The organism is Sorangium sp. So ce1014 (assembly GCF_051521505.1).
Classification (GTDB): Bacteria; Myxococcota_A; Polyangia; order Polyangiales; family Polyangiaceae; genus Sorangium.
Map to the genome: position 1 here is coordinate 5,597,739 of NZ_CP150356.1, position 21,481 is coordinate 5,619,219.

The following is a 21,481-nucleotide window of genomic DNA, read 5'->3' on the forward strand; positions in this document are numbered from 1 at the left end:
AGTACAACCAGAGGAGGGACGCGCGCAAGCCCTGCGTCCCCCGCCGGCTGTGTTCCGTTCGGGGAGGCGCGCTTACGTGAGACTTACGTGAGATCGGGGAGCGGCCCGCTGCTGAACGCGGGGTCGCCGAAGGTCGTGTCGTCGGTCCCCATCGCGTTCGCGATCGTCAGCAGCAGGTCGTTGTGCTGGCGGGCCGCGCCGCCGTTCGCCAGGTAGTCGACGAAGCGGCCGGTGCGGAAGGCCCCGCCCGCGCTGCCGGCGAGCAGGAACGGCATGTTCGTGAGCGCGTGCTGCGTCGACTCGCTGATCTCGGTGACCCACAGGACGACGGTGTTGTCGAGGAGCGTGCGATCCCCCTCCGCGTACGAGTCGAGCTTGCCGAGCAGGTAGGCGAGCTGCTCCGCGAACCACGTGTGGATCTTCGAGTACTGCGCTTTGCCCGGGGTGTCCCACTGGTGCGAGATGGCATGGTGGTTCCCGCTGAGCCCGAGCCACGGGTAGAGGTGCTCGCTCTCGGCGTACGACCACTGGAGCGTGACGATCCGGGTGAGGTCGCACGCGAGCGCCGCGGCCGCCATGTCCATCTGGAGCTTGCCGATGGCGGGCATGTTCGCGTCGTCCGAGAGGTCGATCCGCTCGCCCAGCGCCGGGGGCTGGCAGGTCGTGGTCGGACCGCCGGTGCCGGTCGAGGAGCCGCCGCCGGCCAGGCGCGCCTCGATGTCCTGGATCGATTGCATGTGCGCGTCGAGCTTGACGCGATCTTCCCTGCCGATGCGAGGTCGCACCTCCGCGATGTCCTCGCGGAGGAGGTCGAACACGGTCCGACGCTGCGCGCGGAGCCGATCCAGCGCATCGGAGCTGCCCTGGCCCTGCCCCGGCACCGACGCCCCGAAGAGCTGCTCGAAGGTATCGTAGGGATCCTCGCGAGGGGGGATCGGCTGGTCGGGCCCGCTGTAGCAGAGCCGGCCGCGCACCTCGGCGTCGCGGACCTGGACGCCGAGCTCCAGGGTGCGAAACAGCGTCGAGGGCTTCAGCTTGTTCGCGATGTGCTGATCGAGCGAGATCCCCGACGACCAGCCGGCGTTGTTGGAGTTGAAGCTCCGGAAATTGCCCTTGAGCAGCGCCCGCCCCGTGAGCAGGCCGCCGATGCCCCGCGCGTGCTCGGAGCCGACGTTGGAGTTCACCACGACGTTCATGTTGATCCCGCGCAGCGGGATCAGCTTCGCCTTGAACGGCGAGAGCGGCTGCAGCAGCGGGCTCAGCGTGTAGTTGGCCCCGGGGCCCGTGGGCATCCATTGCGACTCGAGCGTGCCGTTCGGCGTGTAGAACACCACGAAGCGCTTGGGCGCGGTGGTCTCCTGCCCGCGGGCCAGCTCCGAGTTGAGCAGCGGGATCGTCGCCGTCGCCGCCAGCGCGCCCTGGAGCATCCGCCGTCGAGAGATCATTCGCTGTCTCATGTCACTCCTCCTCTGCCGCGATCGCGCTGCGGAACATGAACGCCTCGGTCTGCGTCGTCTGCACGATGAGCTCCACGAGATCGCCCTCGGAGCCGTGGAACTCGGCGCGCAGCTGGCCGAGCGAGCACTCGTCGCCGACCGTCTCGAAGCGACCTGCCGTGTAGCGGAACCACTGCGTCGCGAGGCACGCGCGGACCTGCTCGCTCCCGGCGAGCTTCTCCGCCAGCTCGCGGACGCCGACGAACGGGCCATCCATGTCCTCGGACTGGAAGATCTCGCCGGAGACGTCGATGACCTGCCCGCCCTCCTCGGTGCGGTAGGCGCCGACGGAATCGAAGTTCTCGAACGCGAAGCCGATCGGATCCATCAGCTGATGGCAGCCGGCGCACGCGCCGGAGGCGTGCTGGTTGAACCGCTCGCGCGCCGTGACGCCTTGCTCGCCCGTGGGCGGCGTGAGGTCGACGTCGTCCGGGGGCGGCTTCGGCTCGGTACACATGAACTTCGACCGGATCGCCTTGCCGCGCAGGACCGGAGACGTCTGATCCGGGTGCGCATGGACGGCCAGGAACGCGGGCTGCGTGAGCACCCCCGCGCGCTGGTCGGGCGGGAGATCGACGCGCTGGGGCGTTGTCGAGCCGGGCGGGACCGACACGCCGTACAGCTCGGCGACCGACTCGGTGGCAAAGCCGACAGGCAACGTCAGCAGGCTCGACAGCTTGCGGTCCCCCGACCACAGGACGTGCTCGATGAACGCGGGCGTCTCGGCGCTCATCCCCGCGACGAGCTCGTCGTCGAAGCCGGGGAAGGCGCCCTCCTCCTTGACGATGATCTCGAGCTTCCCGAGGTTGAGCCATTGCTTGTAAAATTCCGCGATCGCCAGGCGCGCCCGCGGGCTCTCCAGCATCTCGCGGACTCGCTCGGCGAGCTGTTCGCGGGTCTGGAGCAGGCCGGCCTCGGCGGCATCGAGCAGCGCGTCGTCGGGGCCCGACGCCCAGACGAGGTAGGAGAGGCGGGAGGCCATCTCGTAGGGATCGAGACGCACCTTCGGCCCGGCGTCGTCGAGCTCGTGGCGCAGCTCCAGACGGAACAGGAACTTCGGCGACTGCAGCGCGGCCCGGATGACCACCTCGATCCCCTCGCGCAGCGACCCGCCCGTCCGCCCCGCCGCGTACGCGCGCATCAGCCGCTCGACGTCCTGCGGCGCGAGCGGCCGGCGGTACGCGCGGCGGCCGAAGTCCTCGACGAACTCGCGCGCGCACGCCTCCTCCGCCTCGACCTGACCGTCGACGGCAGCCGGATCGCACGGCAAGAGCGCCGACAGGTCGCCCGCCACGGCCTCGGCCGCGAGCGCCTCGGCCGCCAGGAGGTATTTCTCGGCGTGCAGCGACGACACGGTGAGCACCGCCGCGTTGTTGTTGAATCCGCCGGCGATCTCGTCCGGTGGGAATTGCGCGGCAGGGGTGAGCGACGTTCCGAGCAGATCTCGAACCGTGTTGTTGTATTCGAATCGCGTCAGGCGCCGCTGCGGCGCGAGGAGCCGCTCCGTGCCCCCGCACGCCTGCGGCTCTCCTTGTCCGGACCCCGACCCCGGGCCGTCCGTCCCGGCGCCTGCCCCTCCGATGGTCCCGTCACACCCGGCCGCGAGCGTCAGCGCGAGCGTCGCGAGGGTCACGCGACCACCTCGCCAGCGACGATATCCTAAGTCAGCCATACCGTGACCTCCTACCGTCGTGCGCAACGTACGGTGAAGCCTCGTCACGCGTCAAGCGCTGTTCCCATCGGCGATCGCATCGGAGGCCAGCGCCCATGGGCGGACATCGCTTATCGTGGAATCATCAAATCGAGGACTTCACCGCTAACACAATGGTGAATCACTCCTGCCTTGACGCGGCTCCATTGACTGGCCGCGTCACGACAGCAGATCGCCGATCGCCTCGTACCAGACGTCGCGAAAATTGTACCCGCGCCGAATCCATCGTGTCTCGGAGAGCCACCAGGACCGAACGCCGGACAGCGATCTTGTTACATGCCCGCGCCGGGGCGTCTTGATCACGAGCGCGTCAGAAATCCGTCTGCGCCACGCTGGACCGGAGGCCCACGCTCATCCGCCGCGCTTCATCGTGGCGTGAATGAGCCCGTGCGGCTCGTCCACCGGGACGAAGATCTCGTTGTCGTTGACGAACCCGAAGGGCGAGAGATCGACCAGCAGGCAGTGCTTGTTCGGCAGCGAGAGGCTCAGCTCGTCGACGGCAGGGCAGGCCGCGAACACCGCCTCGCCGAGCGCATGGATGGTGTGCTGCACCGAGACGCTGTGTTGCTCGGCGAACGTCTCGAGCAGCGCGCGGCGGACGCGCTCCCACGTCGCCGTGGGGGCCTGGTCGCGGGCCGCCGCGCGCCATCGCGCCAGGATGAGGGTGGAGAGGATGCGGTCCTCCGTCTCCTTGAGCGTCGTGTACTTGTCGCGCGGGAAGCCCGAGAACGCCGAGCCGGTGGTCTTGAGGACGAGCAGATCCGCGATGCCCGACGCGATCTCGACCCCGCCGGGAGCCGCCGTGATCTCCGCGGTCCGCCGCTCTGCCCCGGCGCGGAAGAAGGCGTGCCGGTGCGGCGCGCCGCCCGCGTCGATGCGCGACCAGACGTTCTCGGCGATCGAGACCCTCGCCCGCCGGGTAGGGGCCGTTCCGAGGAAGTGCTCGGCCAGCACGACGCCGAAGTCCTCGATCGGCTCGACCGGGTGGCCCTTGGCGAGGGCGTACACGGTGTTCTTCATCGTATCCGTGGGCAGCACCTTGCTGTTGTCGCCCCGCGTATAGGCGTCGTCGAAATCGCCCTCGAGCTGGATGTCGACGTCGATGTCGGTGAGCTCGTGCCGCCCGTCCACGCGGCGAACCTTGACGAGCCGCACCCTCGATTTGCCGTAGCTGTTCTGCACCAAGGAGATCGACATCGTTCTTCAGCTCCCGCGCCTGGCAACGACGCTTCGTTGCGATGCGGGAGACCGTACCTTGAAGCAGCACGCCGGCTCAAGCCCGGCGGGCAGCCCGGCGCCGGCGGGGCCCGGCGTGCCGGCGGCGCCCGCGCGCTCGAGCGCCCCGGGCGAGCTCGTGCGATATGGGACGTGCGCCGGCGATCCCGCGCTGCAAGATAGGCACCTATGGTGATCGCAGAGCGCAACAGGGCGGCGGCCGAGCGGCTCACCTCGGCGCACGTCGAGCCCCCCAGCTTCATCCGGCCCGAGGCCCCGCTCGGGGTCGTCGCGTGCGGCTACCTCGACGCGCTCCTCCAGGGGGACCAGCGGCGGGCCCTCGAGGTCATCCGGGAGGCGATCGAGGCGAGCACGCCGGTCAAGGACATCTATGTTCACGTCCTGCATCCGTGCCAGTACGAGGTCGGCCGGCTCTGGCAGCTCCGTCAGCTCAGCACCGCCGAGGAGCACTACTGCACGGCGGTCACCCAGATGGTCCTGAGCCAGCTCTATCCGCTCATTGGCAACGCCGATCGCGCCGGCCGCCGGCTCGTGGCCACCGCGGTGGACGGCAACCGCCACGAGATCGGCGCGCGCTTCGTCGCCGATTTCTTCGAGATGGCGGGGTGGGACACCTTCTATCTCGGGGCCAGCACGCCGGCCCAGGACGCGATCGACGAGGCCGTCCACCGCGCGGCCGACGTCCTCGCGGTCTCGGCCACGCTCGACGATCACCTCGCGAGCGTCGGCGATCTCGTCGCCGCCGCGCGCGCCGACGAGCGGTGCAGGGACGTCGTCGTTCTGGTCGGCGGCCAGCCGTTCGGCGTGGACCACGACCTCTGGAGGCAGCTCGGCGCCGACGGCTCGGCGCCGACCGCTGAGCAGGCCGTCCGCGTGGCGGAGCAGCTCCTCGCCGCGCCACGGTGAGGGTCGGATCCCGGATGGTACCGCGCGAGCCGCGAAGCACAGGAGATAACGAAGAAAGGCCGCTCGTGGCCCCGCCGGCGAGAGGGCAGCTCGGCGGCCAGGCCGCAGAGCTCGCCGGCGCTTTCCTCATGGACTCGACCGCGCTGGCGGTCGGCGTCTTTTCGCCGGACGGCGCGCTGCGGTTCGCGAACCGCGGCATGCGCCGGCTGCTCGGACCCGCGGGTGAGCCGGCCCGCCTCGTCAGCCCGAGCTTCCCGCAGCTCGCCGCGGCAGGGCACGGCCGCGGGGGGCCGATCCACCGCGGTATCCTGCACTTCGGGGACCTCCGCTCGATCGCGCACAGCCTCCGGGGGGAGGTGTGGCGGCTCGGCGATGAGCTGCTGATCCTCGGCGAGTTCGACGTCGTCGAGCTCGAGCGCGTCGTCGTCGAGGTGTCCGCGCTGAACTCGAGGATCTCGAGCCTCCAGCGGCGGCTCGTCTCCGAGCAAAAGGCGCTCAAGAGGTCGCTCGCGCGGCTGCGCGCCACGCAGTCGATGCTCGTCCACTCGGAGAAGATGAACGCCCTCGGCAAGCTCGCCGCCGGCGTGGCCCACGAGATCAACAACCCGCTCGCCTTCGTCCGCAGCAACGTGCACACCCTCGGAGAGGCGCTCGGGCGGCTGTGCGCCGCCTACGAGGCGCTCGAGGAGGCCGCGCTCCGCGGGGGCCCAGGCGACGTGACGGGCGTCGCCGAGGCGCTCCGGGGCGACACCGACCTCGCGTTTCTGCGCGAGGACGCGGGCGATCTCGTGAAAGGCACCCTGGGCGGCCTCGCGCGCGTGCAGAAGATCGTCGCGGATCTCAGGACCTTCACGCGGCTCGACAAGGCCGAGGTGGAGCAGTCCGACCTGAGGGAGAGCCTGGAGACCACCCTCGCGATCGCGGGCCCCGCGCTGAAGAGCGGCGGTGTAGAGGTGCTGGTGGAGTGGGCCGACCTGCCGAAGGTGCGCTGCAAGCCGGCGGAGCTCAGCCAGGTGTTCCTGAACCTCCTCATCAACGCGGTCCAGGCGGTCGAGTGCCGCGGGCGGGGGAACGGTCGCGTCGTGATCCGCGCGCGAGACGACGGGCCCCAGGTCGCCCTGGACTTCGAGGACAACGGCGCCGGGATGACCGATGACGTCCGCGGCAGGATCTTCGATCCGTTCTTCACGACGAAGCCCGTCGGGCAGGGCACGGGGCTCGGCCTCACCATCTCGCACAAGATCGTCGTGGATCAGCACGGGGGCACGATCTCGGTCCGCTCGACCCCCGGGGCCGGCAGCACCTTCACGATCACGCTGCCGAAGGAGCTCGAGCGGTGACGCGCGCGCTGCTCATCGTCGACGACGAGCGCGAGACCCTGAAGGCGCTCCGCCGCGAGCTCCGGCGCGACTATGAGGTCCTCACCGCGGAGAGCGCCGAAGAGGGCCATGCGCTCCTGCGCGAGCGGCCCATCCCCGTCGTCCTCAGCGATCAGCGGATGCCGGGCAGGACCGGCACGGAGCTCTATGCGGCGATCAAGGCCGAGTTTCCGGATACCGTCCGGCTCCTCATGACGGCCTATGCGGACACGAGCGCCGCGGTCCAGGCCATCAACGCCGGCGGCGTGTACCGGTTCATCCCCAAGCCGTGGGATCCGCCGGCGCTCGCCGGCGCCGTGCGCGACGCGTTCGCGCTCCACGAGCGCCTCAGCGACCAGAGGCGGCTCCTCGCCGGCCTGGAGGCGAGCGCCGAGGCGCTCCGCCGGGAGAACCAGCACCTCGCCGAGCTGAGCCAGCGGAGTCATGAGCTCGTGGGCGTCGCCGCGCACGATCTGCGCAATCCGATCGCGGCGATCCAGTGGTTCTCGGCGATGCAGCTCGGGGGCGCCTTCGCCGCGCGCGAGGACGCGCAGCGCCACCTCCTGAAGATCCAGGCCAACGCCGAGTTCGCGCTGCAGCTGCTCGAGGATCTGCTCGACATCACGACGCTCGAGCACGGGAACATCGCGCTTCGCCTGCAGGACGCCGACCTGCGCGGCATCATCGCGGCGGCGGCCTCCCTGAACGAGCACGGCGCCCGCCGCAAGGGGATCACGATGGCGGTCGATGTGCCCGCCGGTCTCCCGCTCGTCCGCTGCGACGTCGAGCGGATCGAGCAGGTCTTGAGCAACCTGCTCAGCAACGCCTTCAAGTTCTCTCACCGGGGCACGACGGTGACGGTGCGCGCGCGGAGGCTAGGTCGAGCGGTCGAGGTGATGATCGAGGATCAGGGCCTCGGCATTCGCCCGGAGGAGATCGGCGGCGTGTTCCGCAAGTTCCAGAGGACGAGCACCCGGACGACCGGCGGGGAGAAGAGCACGGGGCTCGGCCTCTCGATCTGCAAGAGCCTCGTCGAGCGCCACGGCGGCACGATCCGCGTGGAGAGCGAGCTCGGCCGGGGAACGCGGGTGACCTTCACGCTCCCGCTCGATTTTGATGCAGAGAGGAGCAGCTGAATCGACGCAGCTTTCTTCGAGCGCGATTTCCCGTCGACTACCCTGCTCTGTCATGTGGACCGATACGCGCCTCACCCGACAGCTCGGCTTACGTCTCCCGATCATCCAGGGCCCCTTCGGGGGCGGCCTGTCGACCACCGCCCTCGCGGCCGCCGTCTCGAACGCCGGCGGGCTCGGCTCGTTCGGGGCGCACGCCCTGACGCCATCGCAGATCGCCGACCTCGTCCCCGAGCTCCGGCGGCTCACGCCGCACCCCTTCGCGGTGAACCTCTGGGTGCCTCAGCCCGGAGAGCCCACCACCCTCGATCCGGCGGAGCTCGAGCGGCACGTGGCGCGGCTGCGCCCCATGCTGCGACAGCTCGGCCTGCCCGACCCCGAGGTGCCCAGCGCGTTCGCCCCGCGCTTCGAGGAGCAGGTCGAGGCCGCGCTCGAGGCGAGGCCGCAGGTCCTGAGCTTCGTCATGGGGGTTCCGCCCGGCCCGGTCATCGAGGGGGCGAAGGCGCGGGGCATCGCCGTCATCGGCACCGCCACCACGGTCGACGAGGCGATCGCGCTCGATCAGGCCGGCGTCGACCTCATCGTCGCCTCGGGCAGCGACGCGGGCGGGCACCGCGGCGCGTTCCTGCGGCCCGTGCGGGAGTCGCTGGTCGGCACGCTGTCGCTCGTCCCGCAGGTCGTGGACGCGGTGCGGGCCCCGGTGGTCGCCGCGGGGGGCATCGCCGACGGCCGCGGCGTCGCGGCGGCGCTCGCGCTCGGCGCCAGCGGCGTGCAGATCGGGACGGCCTTCCTCGCGTGCGAGGAGTCGGGGGCGAGCGCCGGCCACCGCAGCGCGCTGGCCTCGCCGCACGCGCGCACGACCGTGCTCACGCGGGTGTTCTCCGGCCGCACCGCGCGGGGCATCCCCAACGCGTTCGTCGAGGCCCTGACGCCGCACGAGCCCGAGGTGCCCGAGTATCCGGTCCAGAACTGGCTCACCCAGCCGATCCGCCGGGCCGCGGCGGCGGCGGGGCGCGAGGACTACCTGTCGCTCTGGGCCGGCCAGAGCGCCGCCCTCGCCAGGCCGCGGCCGGCGGCCGAGCTCCTTGCGGCGCTCGCCGAGCAGACCGAGCAGGTGATTCGCGGGCTCATGCAGCCTTGAGGGGCGAGCCGGGCGGCCAGCTAGCCACTCGGCCAGCTAGCCACTCGGCCGCCGCGGCGCTCACCCCCCTCCCCTCGCCCGCGCCGCGCTTGTTTTACCAGCTCACCGTGTCATTGAGCGTGAGCGTCCCGCCGGACGCGGGGGTGCTCATCGTTCGATTGCTGCCGCCGGGCCGGTTCTCCCAGGTCACGGTGCCATTGGCGTTCTTGCGGTAGTACTTGTATTGCAAGGCGCTGCTGGCCGGCAGGTTGGCGCCGTTCGTCCACACCGGGTAGCTGCGCGGATCGACCGGGATGCCGAGATCTGTATTCCAGCTGCCCAGCGCCGCGGTGTTGCCGGTGACGTACACGTGCTGGCCGACCACGGTGGTCGCGGTCGCGTTGAACACGACGCCCGCCTGGCCCGACGCGGGCGACACGACGCAGGCGTTGTAGCGGCTGCAGACCACCGACGGGATATCGACGACCTTGCCCGCGCGGATCGACGCCAGCAGGCTGATGTACTCGCCCATCGCCCAGTTCAGGGGGCTCATCGACCTGGTCGGGGTGCCCGCCGTGGCGCTCCCCGGCTTCTCGACGATCCAGCCGGTGACGTTCGTCGTCTCGCTCCACACCTGCTCCGGGATGAAGCCCTGCGGCGTCGAGAACGCCTTCACCGCGGTCAGGAACGGGGTGCCATCGCTGCCGACGCCCGTGCCGGCGATCTTGAACATGCCGCGCTCGGCGGTGAAGATGGGCCACAGCCGGCCCCGGCCGCCGACGCCGTCGAAGTTGCTGCCGTCGTTCTTCTCGCCGTATCCATCGTAGTTGTAGCGGAACCAGGCGTCGCCCTTGCCGGCGATGTTGCGCTTCAGGATGAGGTCGTACTCCGGCAACGTCGCGAGGATCGACGGATCGTCCGGGCGCTTCACCCCCATCCGCACGAGCTCGAGGAACCCGCCGTCGACGATGTAGCGCTGGTCGTGCGTGCCACCGCCGTTGCCGATCGTGAAGGAGATCGCCGCGTCCGGCCCGGACACCGGGTTATACACCTGCGGTCCTGTGCCGGTGTTGCCCCGCGCCGACGGGTTGATGCGGAGGTAGTACTTGCCGTCGCCGTGATAGCCGGTGTTCGTGAACGTCCAGCGGTCGACGCCCTGCTGCCAGGCGTCGGCGGCGGCCATGTAGCGGGCCGCGCTCGTCGTGTCGCCGTTCGCGCGCGCGATCGTGGCGGCGCAGACGAGGCCGGCGATCTCCGCGGCGATCGTCGACGGCGAGTACCCGGCGTTCTCCTCCCAGCGCTCCTGCTGCGTCCACGGGCCGGTGTTGACGATGTAGTCGGCCGTCTTCTTGATCTTCGGCCACAGCGGGTTGGACACCGACGGGCCCAGGCGCCAGGCGAGGATGATCGGCATCGCTTGCTCATCCATCTGCGTGCCCTGCCAGTACTGCCAGCCGCTGACCCAGGCGTTCTGCGGGAAGCGGCCGACGCGGCTGTAGCCCTGCGGGCAGCTCGGCGCGTTGTACTCGGCGACGCCGCAGTCGCTCGACTGCTGGAGCGTGTTGAACAGGTAGTTGACCACCGAGGTCCCGGCCGCCGTGTCTCCGGCGGTCACGAGCGCGCTGGCGAACTTGAACAGATCGCGCGGCCAGACCAGGTGATACCCGCCGTTGTTGGCGTCGCCGTTGGTCTCGCCCCACGGCGTGCCCATCCCGGCGATCATGGCGCCGTTCGATTTGTCCTGGATCGATTTGAGCGACATCGCCGCGAGGTAATACTGGTCGTCGGCGGTGCCGCCCTGGTTGTTGAGCCCGCCGGTGTAGCTGTTCCACCCGCTGTCGTAGGTGGTTCGCAGGGTGGTCAGGTTGCTGCCGAGCGTCGCGTTCGCGGTGGTCGTCGCCTCGGTCTCGGTGGCGCCGAAGCCGAGCACCACGTCGAACGAGAGGCTCGTGACGGCGCTCGCGCCGAGGTCGACCCAGCCCATCTGCGCCACGTTGCCGCCGCTCGCCAGGTCGTTGCGCCAGCTCATGGTCCTGTCGGCGGCGCCGCCGAGCAGGTCGGTAAAGCCGTCCGTCTCGCCGACGAAGCCGCTCGACACCATCGGCGGGCCGCCCGAGGTCAGCGTCTTCCATGATCGCGAGATGGCCAGCGCCGAGACGCGGCTGTTCTCCGAGGCGACGAGCATCGTGCGCCCGCCCGCCGTCGCGGTCTTCGAGCTGTCGCCGGCCCCGGAGTTGTCCATCGCCGGGTTGTGGAGCAGGTAGAGGTTGAACTGGGTGACGTTCCTGCCGTTCAGCGCGTCGAACTGGACGCGCTGGATCAGCGAGCTGCGGCCGGGATCGGCGAAAATGGTCTTGGTGATCCGCCAGTTGTGGCCGCTGTTGCTGGTGACCGCCTGCCACCGCATGGAGCGCTTGTCCGGCTGGGTGACGGTGTAGCTCTGGTGCTTCTCCTCATCGACGAAGGTCTTCGCCGTATCCCCCACCAGGAACTGCAAGTCGACGGTGTTGACGGTGTCGAGCACCGGATAGAACACCTCGGACACGATGCCGCGGTGTCCGGTGAAGTAGACCCGCGATGTCGCGGTCGTCGAGGTGCCCAGGAACGACTTGTCGGCCGGCCCCCACACCGAGGCGGCCCCTGCGCCCGCCAGGGCCGCGACGCCGCGTCCGATCGGGACGGCCGACGCCCCGAGCGAGGGCTCCTCGGCGCCGGCCACACAGCCGGCGAGCCCCAGCGTCAGATGAACAATTATAGCTCCACAAGAAATTCGCTTCCGCATCACGCCATCCCCTTTCCACGCGGGATTCGCCGCGTGAAGGCCTCTCCACGGCTATCGTAAGCCAGCGACTTAATTCATGTTTCCACGTGGCGCAGGCGGTTCGCGGCCCGCCCCCCCCGGGCCGTTGCTCGCTCCTGCTCCGCGTGGAACGCCGGCGATCTTTCAGCGTAGCACGCGATCTGCGCGCTCTCGCGCGCCGCCATGCCGGGCTCCTGGCGAGGACAGCGACGTTGCGCCTTACGCACCGTGTCGACGCCGCGAGGCGCGTCCTGCGACCGCGGCCGCGGGCGTCGCGCCGCCGGGGCGTTGGCTGGGCCTCGGCCCATCTCGGCGGCGGCCACCTGGAAGCGCCGCCGCGAGCTCATGACCTCATGAGCCAAGCACCTTGCGCCGCCCCGCCGCATAGCGCCTGACCAGCTCGTCCGCGATGACGCCGATCAGGATGACGGCGCCGATCACCGCGAACTCGATCTGCGTCGGGACGCCCAGCATGTTGATGGCGTTGCGCAGCACCTGCATCAGCGCGGTGCCGAGGATCACCCCCAGCACCGCGCCCTCGCCTCCACGCAGGCTGAAGCCGCCCAGCACGGCGGCGGCGATCGCGTAGAGCTCGTAGAAATTGCCGAAATCAACCGGCTGGGCCGAGTTGACCTCCAGCGCGAACAGCATGCCTCCGAAGCAGGCGAGCACCGAGCACAGCACATAGGCGAGGATCGTCATCCTGTCGGTGTCGACCCCGCTGTAGCGCGCCGCCTGCTCGTTGCGGCCGAGCGCCATCAGATAGCGGCCGTAAATTGTGCGGTTCAGGAAGATCGACCCCGCGATCGCGATCGCGAGGAACAGGAGGAACGGCATCGGGATGTCGATCCACGTGATCGCCGCGAGGCGCGTCCTCGCGCCCGTGAACGGGTGCACCGCGTACGGGCTGAAGCGCCCCTCCGAGATCCACGAGAGGAACGGCACGGGGATGGAGAACGGGCTGCCGACCGACAGGTAGCGCAGCGACTCGAACCCCATGCCGAACCCCTGCGTCTGGTCGCCCGAGATCCCGCGCGCGGTGCCCCTGTAGAGCAGGAGCCCGCAGAGCGTCACGACGAACGGCTGGAGCCGCAGCTTCGTGATGAGCAGCCCGTGCGCGAGCCCGATGCAGAGGGAGATGCCGAGCAGCACGGGCACCGCCAGCGAAGGCGGCCAGTGCTGGACCGAGAGGAGCCACGGCAGCATGCAGCCGGCGAGCGCCACGACCGAGCCGATCGACAGGTCGATGCCGCCCGTGATGATCACGAAGCCCGCGCCGATGCTGAGGATGCCGAACAGCGCCGTCCGCCGGATCAGGTTCTCGAGGTTCTCCGCCAGGAGGAACCTGCCGTTCATGAGCGCGGTGCCGAGCGACACGGCGAGGAGCAGCCAGAAGACGCCGAGCACCTTCCGCCGTGTGCTCGGCACGAGCGACGCGGGCGGCGCGGGCGGCGCGGGCGGCGCGGAGCCGCGCGCCCGGAGATCACGTGTCGTCGTCACAGGCATGCTCCTCTGGCCTCGGCCCCGCCTCGATGGCTCCGGGTCACGCCGCGGCGTCGCTGCCGGTCGCGAGCTGCAGGATCGCCTCCTCGCTCAGCCCGGCGCGGCCGAGCTCGCCGGCGATGCGCCCCTCGTGCATCACAAGCGCTCGATCGGACATGCCCATCACCTCTTCCATGTCGCTGGAGACGAACAGGGTGGCCATGCCGCTCGCGGCCAATCGCTCCATCAGCTGGTATATCTCGTGCTTTGCGCCGACGTCAATGCCGCGGGTCGGCTCGTCCAGGAGGAGCACGCGCGGCGACATCGACAGCCACTTTCCGATGACCACCTTCTGCTGGTTGCCGCCGGAGAGGTGCTGCGCCGGCTGCACGTCGCTCGGCGTCCGCACGTCGAGCTCCCGGATCATCTCGGCCGACATCCGGCGCTCGTCCGCGCGGTCGAGGAGACCGTAGCGCTGCGCCCGCCGGAGGCTCGGCAGGCTCACGTTCGACCGGATCGCCATCTCCAGGATGATGCCCTGTTGCTGGCGATCCTCCGGGACCAGGCCGATCCCGGCGGCGATGGCGTCGCGCGGCGTGCGCGGGGTGATCGCCCGCCCGGCCACGCGCACGGCGCCGCCGGCCGCCGGCGTGACGCCGAACAGCGTCCGGAGCAGCGACGTGCGCCCGGCGCCGAGGAGCCCCGCCACGCCGACGATCTCGCCGGCGCGCACCGTGAACGAGAGCGCGTGCTCGGGGTGCCGCGGCGTCCGGAGGCCGGAGACCTCGAGCACGGGCGCGCCCGGCGGGTGCGGGACGTGCGGATAGAACTGGGAGAGATCCCGGCCCACCATCAGCCGCACGATGCGATCGTGGCGCATCTCGCCGCGCGGCAGCTCGCCCGCGTTCTCGCCGTCGCGCAGCACGAGCACGCGATCGCACAGCGCCGTCACCTCGCCGAGGCGGTGAGAGATGTACACGACGCCGATGCCGCCCGCGCGGAGCTCCCGCACCACCTGGAACAGGGCCTCGGCCTCGTGCGGGCACAGGCACGACGTCGGCTCATCCATGATGAGCACCCGGGCGTTCGCGGAGAGCGCCTTGGCGATCTCCACGAGGTGACGCTGCCCGAGCGACAGGCCGCCGACGAGCGCGCGCGGCGAGCACGCGAGGCCGACCCGCGCCATGATCGCCCGCGCCTCCCGCTCCATCCTGCCCTCGTCGATGAAGCCGCCCCGCCGCGGCTCCCGGCCGAGGAAGATGTTGGCCGCGATATCGAGGTTCTCCGCCAGGTTGAGCTCCTGGTGGATGAGCGCGATCCCGCGGGAGAGCGCCTCCCTCACCGAGCCGAGCGCGACCGGCCGCCCGTCGAGGCGCAGCTCGCCGGCGTCAGGCGCCTCGACGCCGGCGAGGATCTTCATGAGGGTGCTCTTGCCAGCGCCGTTCTCGCCGACGATGCCGAGCACCTCGCCGCGGCCGAGCGCGACGTGAACGTCGCTGAGCGCGAGCACGCCGGGGAAGCGCTTGGTCAGGCCGCGCGCCTCGAGCAGCGGTGTCGCGTCCAGGTCGGGCGAGGAGGCGTTCATTCGCTTCAGGGGTCATCAGCCCGGGCGGCGCGCCGCGCGGCCGCCCGGGGGCTCACTCGGCCTTGCCTGCCTTCTGCTTCAGATCCGCCCAGAACTCGCCCAGGTTGCCCTTGCGGATCTGCCGGGCCGGCAGCGAGATGAACTCGCCCGGGGGCACGACGGAGCTGTCGCCCCGCACGAGCGCCGCGAGCACGCGCACCGACTCCTTGCCGTACATGTACGGGTTCTGCACCACCGTGCCGACGACCTCGCCGTCCTGGATCGCGCGCAGCGTCGCGTCCTGCTCGTCGAAGCCGACGATCTGGATCGAGCTCATCTTCCCTGCCTGCTTGAGCGCCTCCAGCAAGGCCGGCGTGTGGTACGCGTTCAGACCGATGAGGCCGACGAGGTCCGGGTGCGCCGACATCATGTCTTCGGCGTTGCTCTTCGCCTTGGCGGCGTCGATCTGGTCCGTCACGGTCGCGATGATCGTGTACTTCGCCCCCTTCAGCTCCTGGTTCAGCGGGTCGTTCCCGGCGCTGTTGTCCGGGCGATCGAGCAGCTCGTCGAGCACGCCCTGGCGGCGCTTGCGGGCGTTGTCCCCCTCGAGCCGCCCGACGAAGATCGCCAGCTTGCCGCCGCCGGGGATCGCCTCCTTCACGAGCTGCCCCGCCATCCGACCAGCGACGTAGTTGTCGATGCCGATGTACACGATCCGCTCGCTCTTCGGAGCGTCCGAGTCCTGCGTGATGAGCTTTGTCTTCGCGGCCGCCTTGTTGAGCAGCGGGACCTGGTTCTCCGCGTCGATGGGGCTTATCGCGATGCCGTCGACGCCGCGGATCAAGAGATCCTCGACCCGCTGCATCTGGTCGTTCACGTCGCTCGGCATCACGACGCTCACCTCGGCGTTGTACTCCTTCGCGCCGTCGATGACGCCCTTCTCGGCGATGGTCCAGAACGGGGCGACCCCGTTCGTGATGTAGGCGAGCTTCGGCTTCGGCGCGCCGGGCGCGCCCGGCGCGCCGCTGCCGGCGCCGCCGTTGTCGCAGCCCAGGGCCGCGAGCCCCGCCGCCACGCAGACCCCGACGATGAACCGACCGATTCTCTGGACCATACGCCTCACCCCCTCCACCCGCGAGGAGCCGCCCTGTTGTTCGGCGGATCCGTACGCCTCGTACCCCGCACGGCGCGCGATGAATCAGGCACCCCCCGGCGGACTGGCGAGCTCATGATGCGCCATCCGCTCCGGAGCTGTCTACACGATTCGACGTAGAGACATCCGGCGAGGCCCTACACGCGCGGCCCCGAAGAGCTCGCGGCGCCCGCTCGGCCGACGGCGTAGGCGATCCCGCTCTGCAGTGTCCCGCGGATCACGATGCGCGACAGATCGATGTCGAGCCGGATGAGCGCCTGAGCGACCTCGCCGCGGATGCCCGTCAGCACGGCCTGGGCCCCGAGCAGCCGGAGGGCGTTCGCCGCGTTGATCAGGGCGTTCGCCACGCGGTGATCGACCCCCTTGATCCCGGTGACATCGATGATGACGACGCGCGCGCTGCTCCTGGCCGCGCCGTCGAGCAGGGTTTGCAGCACGTCCTCCGCGCGCTCCTCGTCGAGCGTGCCGATGAGCGGCATGACCATGACGTCGTTGGTGATGGGCACGAGCGGGGTCGACAGCTCCGAGATCTTCGCCCGCTGGAACCGGATCACCTCCTCATGCAGCTGGGCGCGGGCCTCCTCGGCGCGCTCGCGCTCGACGAGCTCGTGCAAGAGGCGCAGGTTGGTCTCCCGGAGCTCCTCGCCCTGCGCCGAGAGGCGCTCGTTCGCCTGCGAGAGCTCCTCCGTGCGCTCCCGCACCTCCCGCTCCAGCCGCTCGTTCGCCTCCCGGAGCTCGGCGCTGACGGCCGTGAGGTCGGTGTAGAGCAGCGCGTTCTCGACCGCCACCGCGGCCTGCGAGGAGAGGAGCCGCAAGAGCCCGATGCGATCGGCGGTGAACGCGTGCTCGGCGAGGTGGTTCTCCAGGTACAGCACGCCGCTCAGCCGGCCCTGGTGCAGGAGCGGCAAGCCGAGGATCGATCTCGGCCGGCGCGCGATCACGTGCGGATCGCCGGCGAGGCGCGGATCGTCCGCCGCGCGCCCGATCACGAGCGCCTCGCGCGAGCGCGCCACGTAGTGCACGACCGAGCGGGCCAGATCGAGGCGCGCCTCCAGCGGCATCGAGAGCCCGAGGCTCACCGTGTCGGGGTCGACCGAGATCATCGCCTCGACCGTCAGCACCTCGCCGCGCGACAGGATCAGGAACCCCCGGCTCGCCCCGGCGCTCTTGATCACGATGCGCAGCACCTGATCGAGCACCTTGTCCAGCACGATCTCGCTCGAGATGGCCTGTGCTGTCTCGAGGACCGTGGCGAGATCGAAGCGCTCCCCCGCGGCGAGCCCTTGCAGCGCGGTGCTCGTCTGCGAGAGCGCGAGAGGCCCGCCCTCGGCCGACGGGACGGCCGGCGCGAGCTCCTCGCGCAGCGCCTCGGCCTTCTCGCTCGCCCCCCAGCGCTCGTACAGATAAAGCGCCCTGCGCAGGAAGATGCCGGCGAACTCGGCCCTGCCCTGGGCGAGCCAGAACCTGCCGTAAAGCTCGTTCCCGAGCGCCTGGTTGTTGATGTAGTCGGCCTGCCGCGCCGCCTCGATCCCCCGCTCGTAGAGGTCCATGGCCTCGGCCCTCCGCCCCTCGACGCGGGCCTGCTCGGCGAGCAGGAGCAGGTATTTGTGAAGGACGTTGTCCGGCCCGGCGTCGGCCCACCGCTTCATCCGCGCGAGGAGCCGCTGGAGCTGCTCCTCGTGCTCCCGCCGCTCGGCGCCCTCGGCGCCCTCGCACGCGGCGATCCGCATGAGCGCCGCATAGAACGTCGCCTCGGGCACCTTGGCGTGCGTGGGCAAGGCGCCCTCGATCACGGCGAGCTTCGGCATCAGATCGGCGAAGCTCGCCCTGTCGCCGAACAGATAGGCATTCCGGATCTTGGCGTGGACGAGCCACCCCATGTGGTAGGGCGAGCCGCCGTGCCTCGCCGTGTAGGACGCCTCGTCGAACGCGCCGTCGTCGAAGCTGAGCCGGCTCTTCGTGAGCCCTTGCAGGCATTTCAGGGGCTGGATCACGCCCGCGAGGAGGATATCGATGATGTCCTGGCTCCGGGCGCGCCGCAGGAACGCGAGGTGCGTGTCGGTCAGCTGCGCGAGCTCCGCGAGGGGCATCCCGTAGGTGAGCCGGTCCGAGCCGCTCTGGCTGATCATGTAGCCCATGGCCGTCCAGTCGCCGGCCTGGAGCCCGAGGTCGTAGACGCGGTCGTAATAGGGATCTGCCCTCCGCAGGGGCTGCGTCCAGCTGTGCACGTCCGCGGAGAAGATGTGGTAGGTCTTGGCCCGGAGGACGAGGTTGTCGAGCTGGTCCGCGAGCTCGATGGCCATCCGGCCGAACCGATAGGCCGTCTCGTACTCGCCGAGCAGCGGGCCCACCACCATGCCGTACGCGACGTATCCGAAGGCGGACATCTCGCTGTTCCCGTGCTGCAGCGAGAGCGTCACCATCTTCACGATGGCGAGGTTCGCGAGCGTCTGATCGCTCGAGTTGTAGGCCCCGAAGAACAGGTTGACGAGGAGCTCCAGCGTCACCGGGTCCTCGGGGCGCGTCGTCCTCGGGGCGTGGGCGAGCTCCTCGATGCTCCGCCCTCCGAGGAGGACCGGCACCGCCTCGAGCTCCCGCTCGAGCAGCGCGGCGACCTCGTCCCTGTCCTCGGGGATCGGGCACCCGAGGAGCCGGAGGCCGGCCTTCTGGACCAGGGTCGCCTCGTGGTTGCGCCACTGGAGCAGGTACTGGTTCGCCTGGACGAGCTGGATCGAGACCTTGTCCATCGCCGTCCGGGCGCGGGCGAGCGCCGCGGCGCAGAGCCGCTCGGCCTCCTCGAACGCGCCGCACAGCGACTCGACCTCGGCGCGCTCCCTGTGGAGCGCGAGGGCGAGCTCGTAGTGGTCGTCGAGGCCGCCGCGGGGCAGAAACCCCATGCCCGCGCGGAAATAGCCGGCGGCGGCCTCGTAGGCGGTGGCCGCCTTGGCCCTCCTGCCGGCGGCGAGGTTCAGCTCGGCGGCCGTGGCCTGCTCCGCGGGGGAGGTCACGATCGGCGCCGCGATGTTGACGTGGTTGACGATGTCGAAGAGCGCCTCCTCCCGCGCGGCGCCCTCGCTGCTCGCGAGCATGAGCCGCCCGATCCTGAGGTGGACCTCTCTCCTGTGGTCCTCGCCGATGAGCGAATAGGCCGCCTGCTGGACGCGATCGTGCAAGAAGCGGTAGTTGACCCGCCAGTCGACGCCGGTCGGCGCCTCGCCGTCGATCGCGTGCGCGAGGCGGTAGTCGGCGTCGACGGGCGCGATCAGGCCCTCTTGCAGGATCCTCCACAGCGCGGACACGGTCTCGTGCGGCGGCCGCTCGCTGATGATCGCGAGCGTGCGCAGGTCGAACTCGTGCCCGATGCACGCCGCGAGCCGGAGGACGCGCACGAGCTCGGGATCGAGCGCCTCGATCTTGCGCGCCATGAACTCGACGACGTTGTCGGTGACCGTGCGCCGCCGGATGCCGTCGAGCTCCCACGTCCAGGCGCCCGCGTGGAAGCGGAGCAGGCCCTCGGCGTGGAGCGAGACAAGGAACTGCCGCACGAAGAACGGGTTGCTCTGGGTCCGGTCGAACACCACGCGGGCGAGCGGCTCGACCTCGGCGCGGGACGCGGAGAGCGCGTCCGAGAGCAGCTCGGCCACGTCGGCGAGGGCGAGCGGCTCGAGCCTGAGCTCGCGGAGCGGCGCGCCCGCCTTCTCGATCTCGCCGAGCGCGACGCGGAGCGGGTGAGCCGCGTACACCTCGTTGTCGCGGAAGGCGCCGATCACGAGCAGGTGGCCGCGCTCCGGATCCGCGGCGAGGACCTGGAGCAGCTTGAGCGAGGCGGGGTCAGCCCACTGCAGGTCGTCCAGGAAGAGGACGAGGGGGTGCTCGGCGGTCGCGAAGACGCGGACGAACGCCTTGAAGGTCGCGTGGAAGCGGCCCTGCGACTCCGCCGGCGCGAGCTGCTGGACCGGGGGCTGCCGGCCGACGATCCACTCGAGCTCCGGGATCAGGTCGACGAGGAGCTGCCCGCTCGTGCCGAGCGCGCGGCCGAGCTCGGTGCTCCAGCGCGCGAGCTGCTCCGGCCGCTCGGTGAGGATGTGCCGGATGAGCTCGCGGAACGCCCGCGCGAGGGAGGTGTACGGCGCGCCGCGGTTCAGGTGGTCAAACTTGCCCGCGGTGAAATAGCCCCCTCGCTGGGCGATGGCCCTGTGCATCTCGTTCACGAGGGCCGACTTGCCCATGCCCGAGTACCCCGACACGAGGAGGAGCTCGCCCTCCCCGCCTGCGGCGCGCTCGAAGGCGGCGAGCAGCGCGCGCTCCTCCTCGGCGCGGCCGTAGAGCTTCTGCGGGATGCGCAGCGTGTCCGGGATGTCGCGCTGGCCGAGCGCGAAGGGCGCCACCGCGCCGGAGGTCGAGAGCTGGCGGAGGCACGCGTCGATGTCGGCGAACAGGCCGAAGGCGCTCTGGTACCGGTCCTCCGCGTTCTTGGCGAGGAGCTTCATCACGATCCGCGACACCGCCTCGGGCATGCCCGGGACCCGCTCGGGCGGGGGCACGGGCGTCCGCGCGATGTGGCCGTGGATGAGATCCATCGGACTGCTCTCGCTGAACGGCAGGACGCCGGTGAGCATCTGGTAGAGGGTCACGCCGAACGAGTAGAGGTCGGTGCGGCGGTCGATCACGCGGTTCATCCGGCCGGTCTGCTCGGGCGACATGTACGCGAGCGTCCCCTCGAGCGCCTCGGGGCTCACCGCCTGCTGCGTCTCGTGCGGGAGCAGCGTGGCGATGCCGAAGCCGACGAAGTGGACCTCGAGGGTGTCCGGATCGACAAGGAGGTTGTGCGGCTTGACGTCCTTGTGAATCACCTTGTGGCGGTGGATCTCGTCGAGGACCCGGGCCGCCGAGCGGGCGATCGTCAGGGCCGCCTTGAGCTCCAGCCGGCCGGCGCGCAGGAGGTCGTGGAGCGTCGTCCTGCTCGGCATCTCGAGCACGAGGGCGAGGCCGTTCTTGTGCTTCTCGATCCCGTACGCCTTGACGACGCCCTCGACGTCGAGCTCGCACAGGACGTTGTACTCGTGCCGGAGCGCCGCGAGCTCGCGCGAGCTCGGGAACTCGCTCTTCAGGACCTTGAAGACAGCAGGCTTGCGCTCGGCGCCCCAGGTGCCTTCGAACACCTCGATGCTCGAGTCGCTGTAAATTTGCTGGCTCACAGTACAGGTTGCGGAGAGCATCTCACCTCGCCACGGCGCTGGACCTCCGGCCGACACTGCCGCTCACGCCGAGCAGACAGGACGGACGGTGGTCTCGCAGAATCGCACCGTGGGCGGATTCTGTCTAGGCCGCTTGTCCGCGGATCCCCAGCGAACTGTGGGCGTCCATTCGCATCTGATTAAGATTTTGCAGTCCTTGTGTCCCAGCTCTCTCGCTCGAACCGAGCCCGGCGGTCATGCCAGGCGACGGGCGCGCCGCGGGACCCGCGCGCTGCCGCATCCCTGTCGCGGCGCGCTATACGTTGTGGGCTATCTCGCGGGGGA

Annotated in this window: 12 protein-coding genes; 4 read left to right on the plus strand and 8 right to left on the minus strand. The window is 70.4% G+C overall.

What is annotated here, in order from left to right:
- Positions 1-83: 83 nt before the first annotated feature.
- From WME75_RS21375 to pucL, 3 genes are all read right to left on the minus strand, one after another.
- Positions 84-1,457 (minus strand): DUF1552 domain-containing protein, encoded by a 1,374-nt coding sequence (locus WME75_RS21375; protein ID WP_437493802.1) that lies wholly within the window; start codon positions 1,455-1,457, stop codon positions 84-86.
- 1 nt (position 1,458) lies between these two features.
- Entirely contained in the window at positions 1,459-3,168 is a 1,710-nt protein-coding gene (locus tag WME75_RS21380) for a DUF1592 domain-containing protein (protein ID WP_437493805.1), read from the minus strand.
- Positions 3,169-3,558: 390 nt separating this feature from the next.
- Positions 3,559-4,404 carry a factor-independent urate hydroxylase gene (gene pucL, locus WME75_RS21385; protein WP_437493808.1) on the minus strand — a complete coding sequence of 282 codons (846 nt, stop codon included), beginning with the start codon at positions 4,402-4,404 and terminating at the stop codon, positions 3,559-3,561.
- 207 nt (positions 4,405-4,611) lie between these two features.
- Between pucL and WME75_RS21390 the strand changes: the two genes are divergently transcribed.
- The 4 genes from WME75_RS21390 to WME75_RS21405 all read left to right on the plus strand — a co-directional run bounded on the left by WME75_RS21390 (position 4,612) and on the right by WME75_RS21405 (position 8,981).
- Complete coding sequence (locus WME75_RS21390) at positions 4,612-5,349, plus strand: cobalamin B12-binding domain-containing protein (RefSeq protein WP_437493810.1); 738 nt, start codon at positions 4,612-4,614, stop codon at positions 5,347-5,349.
- Between the two features lie 65 nt (positions 5,350-5,414).
- Positions 5,415-6,689 carry a sensor histidine kinase gene (locus WME75_RS21395; RefSeq protein WP_437493813.1) on the plus strand — a complete coding sequence of 425 codons (1,275 nt, stop codon included), beginning with the start codon at positions 5,415-5,417 and terminating at the stop codon, positions 6,687-6,689.
- Positions 6,686-7,843 carry an ATP-binding protein gene (locus WME75_RS21400; RefSeq protein WP_437493816.1) on the plus strand — a complete coding sequence of 386 codons (1,158 nt, stop codon included), beginning with the start codon at positions 6,686-6,688 and terminating at the stop codon, positions 7,841-7,843. Before WME75_RS21395 ends, WME75_RS21400 begins: the two co-directional genes overlap by 4 nt.
- 52 nt (positions 7,844-7,895) lie before the next feature.
- On the plus strand, positions 7,896-8,981 hold the full coding sequence (locus tag WME75_RS21405; RefSeq protein WP_437493819.1) for an NAD(P)H-dependent flavin oxidoreductase: 1,086 nt from the start codon (positions 7,896-7,898) through the stop codon (positions 8,979-8,981).
- A 94-nt stretch (positions 8,982-9,075) separates the two neighbouring features.
- Here WME75_RS21405 and WME75_RS21410 read toward each other — a convergent pair whose 3' ends face one another.
- The 5 genes from WME75_RS21410 to WME75_RS21430 all read right to left on the minus strand — a co-directional run bounded on the left by WME75_RS21410 (position 9,076) and on the right by WME75_RS21430 (position 21,157).
- Positions 9,076-11,742, minus strand: coding sequence for a glycoside hydrolase family 15 protein (locus WME75_RS21410; RefSeq protein WP_437493822.1), 2,667 nt, complete (start codon positions 11,740-11,742; stop codon positions 9,076-9,078).
- Between the two features lie 369 nt (positions 11,743-12,111).
- Positions 12,112-13,266, minus strand: a complete 1,155-nt coding sequence (locus tag WME75_RS21415; protein WP_437493825.1) for an ABC transporter permease — start codon at positions 13,264-13,266, stop codon at positions 12,112-12,114.
- 37 nt (positions 13,267-13,303) lie between these two features.
- Positions 13,304-14,827 carry a sugar ABC transporter ATP-binding protein gene (locus WME75_RS21420; RefSeq protein ID WP_437493828.1) on the minus strand — a complete coding sequence of 508 codons (1,524 nt, stop codon included), beginning with the start codon at positions 14,825-14,827 and terminating at the stop codon, positions 13,304-13,306.
- A 52-nt stretch (positions 14,828-14,879) separates the two neighbouring features.
- Entirely contained in the window at positions 14,880-15,920 is a 1,041-nt protein-coding gene (locus WME75_RS21425) for a sugar-binding protein (protein ID WP_437493831.1), read from the minus strand.
- Positions 15,921-16,096: 176 nt separating this feature from the next.
- Entirely contained in the window at positions 16,097-21,157 is a 5,061-nt protein-coding gene (locus WME75_RS21430; protein ID WP_437493834.1) for an AAA family ATPase, read from the minus strand.
- Positions 21,158-21,481 lie beyond the last annotated feature (324 nt).

Coding starts and splice junctions, on each gene's coding strand:
- WME75_RS21375 (WP_437493802.1), bottom strand. CDS start 1,457: ATGAGACAGCGAATGATCTCTCGACGGCGGATGCTCCAGGGCGCGCTG.
- WME75_RS21380 (WP_437493805.1), bottom strand. CDS start 3,168: ATGGCTGACTTAGGATATCGTCGCTGGCGAGGTGGTCGCGTGACCCTC.
- pucL (WP_437493808.1), bottom strand. CDS start 4,404: ATGTCGATCTCCTTGGTGCAGAACAGCTACGGCAAATCGAGGGTGCGG.
- WME75_RS21390 (WP_437493810.1), top strand. CDS start 4,612: ATGGTGATCGCAGAGCGCAACAGGGCGGCGGCCGAGCGGCTCACCTCG.
- WME75_RS21405 (WP_437493819.1), top strand. CDS start 7,896: ATGTGGACCGATACGCGCCTCACCCGACAGCTCGGCTTACGTCTCCCG.
- WME75_RS21410 (WP_437493822.1), bottom strand. CDS start 11,742: ATGCGGAAGCGAATTTCTTGTGGAGCTATAATTGTTCATCTGACGCTG.
- WME75_RS21415 (WP_437493825.1), bottom strand. CDS start 13,266: ATGCCTGTGACGACGACACGTGATCTCCGGGCGCGCGGCTCCGCGCCG.
- WME75_RS21420 (WP_437493828.1), bottom strand. CDS start 14,827: ATGAACGCCTCCTCGCCCGACCTGGACGCGACACCGCTGCTCGAGGCG.
- WME75_RS21425 (WP_437493831.1), bottom strand. CDS start 15,920: ATGGTCCAGAGAATCGGTCGGTTCATCGTCGGGGTCTGCGTGGCGGCG.